This is a genomic window from Lysinibacillus sp. PWR01 (genome assembly GCF_043359455.1).
In the GTDB taxonomy this organism is placed as follows: Bacteria; Bacillota; Bacilli; order Bacillales_A; family Planococcaceae; genus Lysinibacillus; species Lysinibacillus fusiformis_F.
The window spans coordinates 22,655-34,116 of record NZ_JBHERJ010000104.1 but is presented as its reverse complement, the minus strand read 5'-3'; the positions used below and the strand labels follow the sequence as shown (position 1 = coordinate 34,116).

Sequence of the window (11,462 nt, the reverse complement as noted above, 5' to 3'; positions counted from 1 at the left end):
CTTGCCCAAATGTTAAATTATAGTGTGCCCTATATAGCTAAGCAATTTAAGCAGAAGACGGGTAGAAGTATCATTGATTATCTTATTCAGATAAGAATACAAAAAGCACAGCAGTTGTTAATACATACAACTGCTGTGCTTGCAGGAGATTGCTTCGAGTGTTGGCTATGAAGATGTCTCTTATTTTATCCGTATCTTTAAAAAGTACAGTGGGCAAACCCCAATGCAATTTAAACAACAGCCAGATAAGCATAAATCGTATCGTCCTATGTATCGGCTTTCTTTGTCTAATGATAAAAAGTGGATACGACATTATATTGATAATGATAATTATTATCAATATAAAGCAAAAGGAGATTTATCGATGAATAAAAAAACAAAGTCCTCTATGATGGCGACTTTATTGCTATGCTTCACTTTATTGCTTAGCGCATGTTCTGGTACTGCCATTACTGCTTCTAATAATGTAGAAACAAAAGCACCAGCTAATGAGTCAACGGAAGTACAGTCGACAACAAAAATTGTATCCACTGTGAAGGGGGATGTCGAAATTCCTGTTGACCCAGAACGTATCGTAACCGATTATTACCCAGGTTTTTTATTAACTATGGGCATTAAACCAGTAGGAACACAGGAGCTTTATATGAAAAGCCCCTACCTGAAGGAGCATAATGAAGGAATTACTTATTTTGAAGAATCCCTTGAAGCAGTAGTTGATTTGAAGCCCGACCTTATCATTACAGGGGATGATAAGAAATACGAAGAATATGCCAAAATAGCGCCTACAGTCTTAATACCCTTTAATTTAGAAATGGATGCAACATTGGAGGAGTTTAGTAAAATTTTAGATAAAGAGGAAGAAGTGAAGGCTTGGTTAAATGACTATAATCAAAAGGTAGCAAAAGCGAGACAAACAGTTCAAGATATCATTGGTAAGGATCAAACCGTGACGATTTTTGCTGGTGGAGCAACAAAGAATATAACATTATACGGTAATGGTTATACAGGGCGATCATTTTATGATGGGCTTGGACTAACGCCACCCGCAAAAGAAGTAGAGGAAATTGATCCTGAAAAGCCGTGGCTGGAATTATCACCTGAATTACTGCCAGATTATGCAGGTGATTATATTTTTGTGGCTGTCGATAAAGCGACAGAAACATATGATTATAAAAACGAACCAGTTTGGAAAACGCTAGATGCTGTGCAAAATGATCAAATTTTTGAAATTGATGGCTGGAGTTTCTGGTTTTCAGATCCTATTTCAATCCTAGGACAGATTGAAGAAGTGACAGAAATGCTAGTACAGCACGCTAAAGAAGAATAAATAAATTCCCTTAAAATCGCTCAAGCATTGGATTGCTTGAGCGATTTTCATGTTGTTAAAAAAAGATCAATAGCAGAAAAAGACCTTGTAGCAAGGTGAGTCGTTGGCTCCACTTCAATCAACCATTCTGCAAAAGTGTCTTTTCCTAACAGTAGTGAACAAAATATCTATTAGAGAAAGGTTAGGCTCTAATTTTCAATGAGGATAATCATCAGTGACAACACCCCTCCATAAAAAGTAGTGAACACCTTCAATTGATTTGTGTTTTTATGCTTCATGCAAGATTGTTAGAAAATTATATTGAGAACGATTATCAATTATAATAAACTTGAATGAAGTAATAAATGGGAAGGAATGATGTAGGATGCTACCAAAGGAAGAGTTTCTTTTTCTCTGGAATCATGCCACGATTAAAGTGCTCGATATAAGATATGAGCTATTCAAACCTGAGGAAATCGGAAAATCATATAAATTGCCTGCTAATATGTTTCTTTATGCCACAGGTGGTGGTGCGGAAGTTCAAATTGATTTAATAAGCTATACACTAGAGGGTTTTCATCTTATTCACGGTGGAAAGGGCTCAACCCTACAAATAGAGGCTACAGACAAAGGCTTTGAATATTTTTTAATATTTTATCGAGCTTCCATTCCTTTAACCCCAAATAAAATGATAGCCAGAGCCATGCAAAGAAATAATCCTTTCAAATATCAATATAGTCTTGTTCCTAACTCACCTATTACAATGTTTGAAAAAGTATATTACATGTATATGAAGTGGGAAAATGCCAATAACCTCAGCAAATTTACTGTTAAATCGCTATTCTATCAGTTATTAAATGAAATTTTCATGCAGTTAGATCAGGACAGTGTCGACATTCAAAAACTGAATGTCTCTAGTCAAATTAAAGCCTATCTAGAACAAAATTATGCAAAGCCATTGACCTTAGAATCGATTGCGAAGGCATTGCGCTATAGTCCATCTCATTTATCCATTCAATTCAAGCAACAAATAGGTTATAGCCCTATTGAGTATTTAATTCAGCTACGTATTGAAAAAGCTTCTATTTTGCTTGAGAAGACGAATGCTAGCCTACGCGATATCGCTATGGGTGTCGGCTATAGCGATGTCTATTATTTTAGTAGACTTTTCAAAAAGAGAGTAGGCGTTTCACCAACAAAATTCCGTCAAAAGAAACAAGTAAGTGATCTGGTAAAAGATAGTCCTTCAATGTCTGAAAGATACTCCATTGTCGATTGGAGCTTCCAAGATTATATTGAGAATGGTTATCAATATAATGAAAGGAAGTATGAACCAATGAATAAAAAAGGATTATCAGCTATTGCAACACTTTTCCTTTGTCTGACGCTTTTACTAAGTGCTTGCAGCAGCGGAACATCAAGCAATACAGGAGGCGGAGAAAAACAAGTCTCTACTACACAAGCAGCCAGCGAATCACAAACAAAAATGGTCTCTACTATGAAAGGAGACGTAGAAATACCCGTTAACCCTGAGCGAGTAGTGGTGATGTATTATACAGGTGATGTACTAGCTTTTGATGTGACACCAGTGGGCTCCTCTAAAATACAAGAGGGAGCAGCATTTGAGGAAGAATTAAAAACAGTTGAAAGTTTAGGTGAATGGTTTGAACCGAATGTTGAGGCAGTGATTCAATTAAAACCTGATGTCATCATTATTCCAAGTAAGGATGAGCTTTACGATCAAATGCAAAAAATTGCGCCTACTGTCATGATCGATTTCTCAACATCACTAGATGAACGTTTAACGAAGATTGGTGAAGTTCTAGGGAAAGAGAAAGAAGCAAAAGAGCTATTAGCTAATTTCTATACAAAAGTAGAGGATAGTCAAGAGCAGTTAAAAGAGGCAGGTATTTCAGATAAAACGGTTAGTATTATGGAGGGCGGCAAAGGGAAAATGTCAGTTGTGACAAGCTATACCTTTGGACGCGGTTCACAAGCTATTTATGAGTATCTAGGAATGAAAGCACCAGACATTATTCAAAAGAAAATTGATGATAAAAACAACACCGATGAGGCGATCGATGTTTCTTTAGAAGTATTAACAGATTATGCAGGTGACTATGTGTTCCGTTCATCCTATGACGGAATGGTAGATTTAACAGATCATCCAGTTTGGTCTAATATTCCTGCCATTAAAGAAGGAAGGCTTATTGAAATGGATTTTGGTTTTTGTTACTACAACGACATTTATTCATTGTCAAAACAGCTTGATTTCATTGTGGATCAACTAGTAGCTACGACAAAAGAAATTAAATAAAAGTTATTGATTGCCCCATAAGTGTTTGTTTATGCTTAACATTTATGGGGTATATTTATTTTCATTTAGGATAAGACAAAGTCGATTTTTTGACTTTGTCTATTTTTTTTAGGGCCACTCCAATAATATAGTTTATGGACAACTTACGGTCTTCTCTTTCGAACTAAATTGAGGGGAATGAGTAAAAAAAGATAGCACTAAAGAAACCAACATAAGTCTCGTTGGTATTTCTTTAGTGCTTTTCATTTAATTGTTTATGATTTGGAATGTGTCAGATGTAGTTGTTTGGATAATATGGCGATTTCCGCTGATGATGAAATCGGCAGGTACTCGCTTACCCAAATCATTTGAGTGAACGATGGATGAATTAGCTGTTAAACCCTCAATGATGATTTCCATATTTGCATCAAAGGTTACTGGTTTTTTATTTAAGGTAGCCTGAAGTGTAATACGGTTTGCCTTTTTGGTTACTTGAATATCCATTACCCCTTCATCTTCATTGACTAGTGTATAAAGCGGCGGAATGATGATGGTCATTTTGTCTTTTGTTGTTAGAATAAAACGTTCCGTGTCAATTTCTGATGCGGCAACATTAATTTTAGCTTTATAAGTGTTTTTATTTTTTGTCATTGCTGTCGTTTTGCCCGGAATAGCCGCAGTATCTGATAATGTAGGTGTTTTAGGTATGCTGTCCTTTGTAGGAAGTGTATATTTCCCTTGTACAAAATCCACTAAAGTCCAAACGTTCGGCACAAGTTGCTGTTGGACAGGTGTTAAAGCTTCAAAAGATGTTTTGACTGCCTGTACATCCTGAGCTGTCGACGTTTTTGGTGATAAAGCTGCAATAGCATTTTCCACTTCTTTAGCCGCTGCCTTATCCTTTACGACAAGCTGTTCAGCATCAAGTAACAGCTGTTCAATACCCACAGGTAAAGAGACATTTGAAAACTTACGCAGTACATTAAGCTCTGCTCGGGCATCGGCTACATCTTTATGAAACGAGAGACGAGATGAATTAATTAATTGAATTTTATTGACTACTTTTTCAACAGATGTATTTGGTGCAATATTGGAAGTTAGTATTTTTTGCGCAGATGCACTTACAAAAGTTTTTTGTGCTGCATTCAAGGTATTATACCAATCTCTTGTTTCAATAACATTTTGATAATAGTTTGAGGATGTAGAATCCACAGAATACAATTTCTCTTCAATTTGTGTTGCAAGCTTACGATAAGCTATTCTTGTCTGCTGGTGTGATGATAATGTGGAATAGTTCGTGACATACTGTTTTTCTGTTGCTGTTAAAGCATTATAAGCCTTCAGAGCTGCCTCTAAATTTGTCTGGAAGGTAGCGGTTGTATTGTTAATGTTGTTAATAAGTTGCACAACATTTGACACGTTAGCATTGTAGTTAGCAGTTATGTAGGCTGGTTTTGGTATCTCAGCAGCCGATACTGGCGCGCTGTATAGAAGTGAGGGAACTGCCACTAAAGACAGTAAGACAAGTCTTTTGTTAGATTTCATAATGTAAGAATCCTCCTGTGTTTAATGTTTTTGGTTAATCGAAGGGAATATATACAATATATGGTGTTAATTCAATCTTAACATAGACTAGAATCTTTTTTGTATTTATTAGACAAACTAGTGATGTTCATATTGCAAATTCTAAGCAAGTAGAAAATTAAAAACGTTGGAGAGACAAAGGAACATTCATTGTATGTGAAGTATTTCCTTTCAAGGTTAACTTTTATATTTCTGTTCTTTTTAAAAAAGGGCTTCTTCAAGAAATTTGCATTTTTAGTGCTATATGTTTGATGACATAAGCAAATCTTCCTAATATATACCATGAAATAAGATTGTAGATGTTTTGTAGATGTCTGGTATAGATATTGTATATTTCTGATTGCTAAAATAATTTAAAATTGTCTATCATTGTAGAGATTTTTGTTAATTTGTAAAAATAATGTTGGAAAATAGTGTATTTGATATAAAGGCACCAAGAAAAAGGATTGATTAGATGAAATTTGTTGAACAACAGTTTGGGAAGGTGAATGATAGTATGCTTAGTAGATTTCAATTTCTAAAGAAAAAAGATCAGGCTGATACGAATGAAATTAACGCAATAACTGAGCAACAAGTTGATGAAGAAGAACAAAATAATGCTAATGAAGAGGAAAAGAATGAACCCGAGTCACAAAGCTTATTTCATATTCCTAGTAGTATTAAAAATAATAAAGCTGTGATGGATTTAATCGTTTCTACCGAGCAAATTGCTCATCAACATCAAATGTCTGAACATAGATATATTGAGCTACAAAACAGATATAAACACACCTCAGAACAATTATCTGAAAGAATCAAAGAAGTTAATAGATTAAATAAGATTATAGAAAGTAAAGAAAGTAGAATAGACACGCTTGAAAAGAAAATAACCGATAAAAATCTACAATTAGATCAGCATATGGAAGACTATAAAGAAATGCAATTTTCATTAACGAATGAAATTGAAGAATTAAAAAATATTATTAATGTAGAAAACAAGAAGTATCAATCCTTTAATGAACAATATGAGAAAGAAACTTTAGATTGGGTAAATAAATTGAAGAAAAAGGAAGATATAATCTTAAAATTAGAATCTGAAAACGCGAATTATAAAGAACAAAATGAGCACATTCGTAAGGAAAACGAATATCTAATGAGCATGGCAAGTGATTTCACAAATAGAATGTCTGCCTCATTTTTAGATTATAAAAGAGACAAGAGGAATGAATAGCATACTGCTCTAAGTCATGCTGTTCTATAAGTAGCAAGATGACTCAATAGAAAAGGAGACCCAATAGCAGAGGAGACCCAATATGAGTAACTATAAGACTAATATAATTGAATTACATTCAATTAGAAGTGATTCCATACTTTTTTTGTTGAATGTAAAGACAATCTTAAATAAGAAAACCGTTTTCTTAGAATTAGAAATTGATAGTGAAACATATGATCAATTTAAGAAGCTTGTTATCTTTGATAATTATTCTCGCTATCGGCTTTCTTTGAGGTCAAAGTGGGATCCTTTCCGAAACGAGTTTTTAAGTACAATTACTAAAAGTAACGGCTCTATTATTGAATCGTATGATTTTAAATGTTCTGAACAATATGTTGAAATATTAAATCAGCTAAATACTATTCAAAGTGCAAAAAAACTTTCTATTGATCAGAAATATAAATTTATTACAATTTGTTCTGAAGTAGATAAAAAGCGTACCAAGCAAAAACGAGACTCTCAAAAGATCCCCCAAAAAAGGATTAAACATCTCATTCAAATGGTCATAGGTGTTGTTGTCATTCTAGTAACCTTTTTTATTGCATTTAACAATATCATGATTAACGTAAACATATTCCCAGAAACTACAGAAAATGAAAAGGTTGTTAAGATTAGCTCGGAAAAAAACATGAATTCTGTTGCAGCTAATACTAATAAGGGTGATGAGGTGAGTAAGACTGATGTTGTTTTGAATGAGGAACCTATTAAGAAGGTCAATGCAGAGGATTATTTTATAACCGAATCTGAAATGACATATAGTCTACCTGAGGGGTATGCAGCCATTACTTTTGATGATGGTCCATCTAAATATACGAAGGAAATTGTTGATATTTTAGTCGATCATGATATAAAGGCGACATTCTTTTTTATAGGCCAAAATGCAGTTAATTACCCTCAGTACGTAACATATGCAAAACAACAACAAATGTCTATAGGGAGTCATTCTTGGGAGCATAAAGAACTATCAGAAGTATCTTCAAGTGAGCAAATAACAGATTTAAATAAAACAAATGAAGTACTATCTTCTATAATAGGGGAGCCTGTGACATTACTTCGTCCTCCATACGGGGCCTTTAATGAACAGTTGAAACAAAATGCTCGTAATCAAAATATGAAAATGGTTATGTGGAATCGGGACCCTGAAGATTGGAGAGTAGAGGATTCAGAAGAAATTATCGAATATATACGAGAAAATGGCAAGTCAGGTTCAATCTATTTATTCCATGAAACAAGTAAAACTGTTGAAGTATTGCCCAAAATACTTGAATATCTCAAGCAACATGATATAAAGCTTGTAGTTTTACAATAGATTGCGAATAAATATACGGATTCACATGTTTACGCTTTATACAATAGTCATTTAAGTTGTTGCTAGGATCACAAAATATGAAAAAATTCCCACTGGAAGCATGGAAAAAATATCAAATAGGTTAGAATGTTTCTCAGTTGTTAGAGGTGCAACGAAAGGTAATGTACGGAATCACTAGATTTTGAAAAATACAATAAAATATTTTGTTGTAACAAGTACATACGAAACTCAACAAGTGCATGATGTGTTTGTAGTGTCAACTTAGTGGCGGTAATACATGACAATAGAACATTTACAGGCAAAGTGACAGATGTAATAGCTAAATGATATAGATGTTCAGAACTTGTTCAGCATGTTGTAGTAAACTATTTTATGTAATCTTGTCAATGTCTTAAATCTTAAACAAACCAAGAAAGACTAGGCTTCTTTTGTGAGCCTAGTCTTTCTTGATTAGTGCAAAGATAAGATCCCGAGAGAAATGGATAAAGCGCTGAAAGTGACGGATTAACCTCCGGGACAGATGGATAGAACGACACACACTACACTATATTTTTTTAGGGATGGAAAAGGAAATGGTTGTACCCTGATCAATAACACTGTCTATCGCTAATTCCACGCCAAATAATTGCTTCAGGCGTTGTTCTGTATTGATGAGACCAACGCTCGTTTTCTCTTTAGACATCTTTGTTTCAAAACCAACACCATTATCGGTTATAGCTATTGTAAAGTTCTCCTTCTTCTCTTCGATGTAAATGGTCACAGTGCCACCTTCCTGACGTGGTAAAATGCCATGCTGAATAGCATTTTCGACAAGAGTTTGTATCGACAGTGGAGGAACAAACAACTTCATCTGATTAGGAATATCCCACTCAACTCGTATTCTGTCGCCAAAGCGAATTTGTTCAATTGCTATAAAGGCTCTGACCAGCTTTAATTCATAGTCGATTGGCACCGTTAAATCGACATTTTGGAAATCAAAGCTCATTTGTAGGTAATCACTGAAGGCAAGCAATAATTCCTCCATTTTTTCATTGTCTACACCCTGTAAGGAGATAATAGAGTTTAAGGTATTGAAGAAGAAATGAGGCTGAATTTGTGCTTGAAGCCATGCTGCTTCAATGCGAAGACGTTCCTCACTAGATTGCTTCATCTGTATCAGTGCCTGAACCCGTGATTTAAGCTCTATATATTCCATGGGCTTTTTGATGTAATCATTTGCCCCACTTAGAAAGGCTAGTTGAATATCTTCACTTTGCTGTCGAGCAGTTAAAAACAATAATGGTAGTTCTGATATAGAGAATTTTTCACGAATGTGCTTTGCCAAGTCATAGCCCGACATATGTGGCATCATAATATCAGAAATAATTAAATCAAAACTATTCTCTTGTAGTTTTTCCAGAGCTTCAGCGCCACTTAAAGCCGTTTCAATTTCAAAGGGTTCAGTTGAAAATGCATTAACGAGGACCTGCAAGTTTACAGCATCATCATCAACAATGAGTATTCGTGCATGGCTTGACACCAAGGTATGCTTTTCAGTGGAAGTGGCAATGCTTTGTTCTATTTGCGTGAAACCATTCATCAATGAAGAATATTTTAATAACATTGTATCCTTCTCAACATTTAAATCTCTGTCCGCTACTGTCTGACTTTTTGCTACTGGTAAAGAGAAAGTAAAGATTGAGCCCTTTCCAACAGAAGAGGTTAACGATATTGTCCCACCATGCAAGGCTATAAGTTCTTGGCAAATGCTTAAACCCAATCCAAGTCCACCACCTATAGAAGTCATTGTTGAATCAACTTGCTCATAAGGATCAAATATTCTTTCTTGGATATCTTTTTCAATACCAATTCCTGTATCTGCAACTGAAATATATAGTTTTTTACCAACGACTTCGGCATCAATCGTAATGGAACCTTGCTCAGTGAATTTAATGGCGTTATGAATTAAGTTCGCAAAGATTTGAATTAATCTTGTTTCGTCGGCTAAAACAAGTGGTGAGTTGATTGGTATGCGCACAACAAGTTCGATTGGTTTCCCTTTCAGCATAAAACGAAACATATTACTTACGCCACTTGCTAGGTTATAAGCATTCAAAGGTTTTGGTTGCAGTCGAAGGGTTTTTTCCTTTAATTTCACTAAATCCAATAAATCATCTAGTATGTGGGTCATATGATTACCGATTCTTACAAGTAGTCTTAAATCGCTTTGAGCTCCTTTATGTTCTTGCTTAGCTAAAATGGTTTGGGCAATAGTCATCATGCCATGTAAAGGGTTACGGAGTTCATGTGAGGTATTTGCGAGAAAATCATCTTTTGTATTTATTTCCTTTTGCAATTTCACAGAAAGTTTTTCTGTTTGTAAGGTTGTTTGAAAATAACGTGTAAACCAAAATGCTGATAATGCAGTAATACCGATTAGTAAATCAAAAGGGTAATGACTATAAGGCAAGACTTTATTTTGCTGTAAAGAGAAAAATAATGAATTGGTTGCTACAGCTGTTCCTGTTAATAATAAAAATATTACGCCCTTTTGCCCTTTTATAACTATATTGAATGTGAAAATAGTTATAATGGTAGGAGAGACAATAAAAAGTATTGTAAAAATAATTTTGGTTTTAAAAATATATTCAATTGGAGCTATTACAATAAAAGATAAATAGGTAGCACATAGCAAAGGGACGATCGTCAATATTTTAGGTTTAGAGTATTCTTTCATTAATTCACGTAAAAATAAAACAAAAAACATCATATTATTAATGTAAGAAAAATAATATAGTTTATTTGCCCAAATCCAATTAATAGAAATATAGCTAAATAAAATCTTATTACTAGAAACAAGTATCGTCACACAAGTCGAAATAATAATCATGGAAAAGTAAAGAAGAGATTTATTTCGAATGCCTATAAACCAAAGTAAAATCGTAAATAATAGATAAAAGAAAAAGACTAAACAAACGGCCATTTGAGTTGAAATGGAAAAAAACTTTGACCGCTCCATTGAATGCAAATCGCCAAAAATAATTTCTCGTTGAAATCCACCTTGTACATAACGATTAGCTTGAACACCTTGTATAATAATTTCGCTTTTAGTAGTGTTGAGCGTAAAATAATAGGTTGAGGGTCTACCAATAGGGGCAATTTGAGTATTGTTCGTCGCTAGATTTCCAAGTCCTCCAATGAAATGACCGTTTATATAAAGCTCATAAGGTGCTAAGCCTTCAGGTATTGTAATGCCATACATCAGAGAAGATATATGTTCTTTTAAAATAGTTAGACGATAAGAACCATAATGAATTTCATCATTATTTTCAAAATACTGATCCCAAGATTCTGGCTGATTCGTATAAATTTTATTTCGTTTAAATGATTTGGTATTTTCTGAAATGAGAAGGGTGTTAGGATAAAATTCCCATTCACTTTGTAGTTTAATACTAAAATTTTGGCTTGTATCAACATTTCTTAAATCAACAATCCCTTGAATAGCTGCGACTCCCGTTGAAGTGTTAGTAAAACTCATCCAAGTGAAGCGTGTAAGAGTTAGAAAACAAAAAAATAAACCTGCAATTAGAAAAATAGTAAAATTATTGGAAAATATTTTCTTTTTCATTATAAATAATAGATTTCGACAAATAGGCTTAATTCCCTCCAAAGGTAACGGTTTTTCTATCAATTATTTCAAAAAATAAACGATAATAAGTAGAGGATTAGTTTTTAA

General features: G+C 34.1%; 7 protein-coding genes. 5 read left to right on the top strand and 2 right to left on the bottom strand.

Annotation, left to right across the window (positions count from 1 at the left end; translation table 11 throughout):
* Window positions 1-9 precede the first annotated feature (9 nt).
* The 3 genes from ACEVFT_RS24715 (at window position 10) to ACEVFT_RS24705 (ending at window position 3,623) form a co-directional block, all read left to right on the top strand.
* Window positions 10-171, top strand: coding sequence for a helix-turn-helix domain-containing protein (locus ACEVFT_RS24715; protein WP_393951572.1), 162 nt, complete (start codon window positions 10-12; stop codon window positions 169-171).
* Window positions 140-1,327, top strand: coding sequence for an ABC transporter substrate-binding protein (locus ACEVFT_RS24710; RefSeq protein WP_393951571.1), 1,188 nt, complete (start codon window positions 140-142; stop codon window positions 1,325-1,327). The genes ACEVFT_RS24715 and ACEVFT_RS24710 overlap by 32 nt, the downstream gene beginning before the upstream one ends.
* Before the next feature lie 364 nt (window positions 1,328-1,691).
* The gene (locus ACEVFT_RS24705; protein ID WP_393951570.1) at window positions 1,692-3,623 is read left to right on the top strand and encodes an ABC transporter substrate-binding protein; all 1,932 of its coding nucleotides are present in this window, start codon (window positions 1,692-1,694) and stop codon (window positions 3,621-3,623) included.
* 246 nt (window positions 3,624-3,869) lie between these two features.
* Here the strand turns inward: ACEVFT_RS24705 and ACEVFT_RS24700 are convergent, their stop codons facing one another.
* Entirely contained in the window at window positions 3,870-5,147 is a 1,278-nt protein-coding gene (locus ACEVFT_RS24700) for a hypothetical protein (RefSeq protein ID WP_393951569.1), read from the bottom strand.
* A gap of 493 nt (window positions 5,148-5,640) precedes the next feature.
* On the opposite strand from ACEVFT_RS24700, the gene ACEVFT_RS24695 reads away from it, so the two are divergent.
* Both ACEVFT_RS24695 and ACEVFT_RS24690 read left to right on the top strand, forming a co-directional pair.
* Window positions 5,641-6,396, top strand: coding sequence for a hypothetical protein (locus tag ACEVFT_RS24695; protein WP_342442227.1), 756 nt, complete (start codon window positions 5,641-5,643; stop codon window positions 6,394-6,396).
* A gap of 82 nt (window positions 6,397-6,478) precedes the next feature.
* A complete protein-coding gene (locus tag ACEVFT_RS24690) occupies window positions 6,479-7,747 on the top strand; it encodes a polysaccharide deacetylase family protein (RefSeq protein WP_393951568.1) in 1,269 nt (422 codons plus the stop codon).
* 544 nt (window positions 7,748-8,291) lie between these two features.
* Here ACEVFT_RS24690 and ACEVFT_RS24685 read toward each other — a convergent pair.
* Window positions 8,292-11,354, bottom strand: coding sequence for a hybrid sensor histidine kinase/response regulator (locus ACEVFT_RS24685; protein ID WP_393951567.1), 3,063 nt, complete (start codon window positions 11,352-11,354; stop codon window positions 8,292-8,294).
* Between the last annotated feature and the right edge of the window lie 108 nt (window positions 11,355-11,462).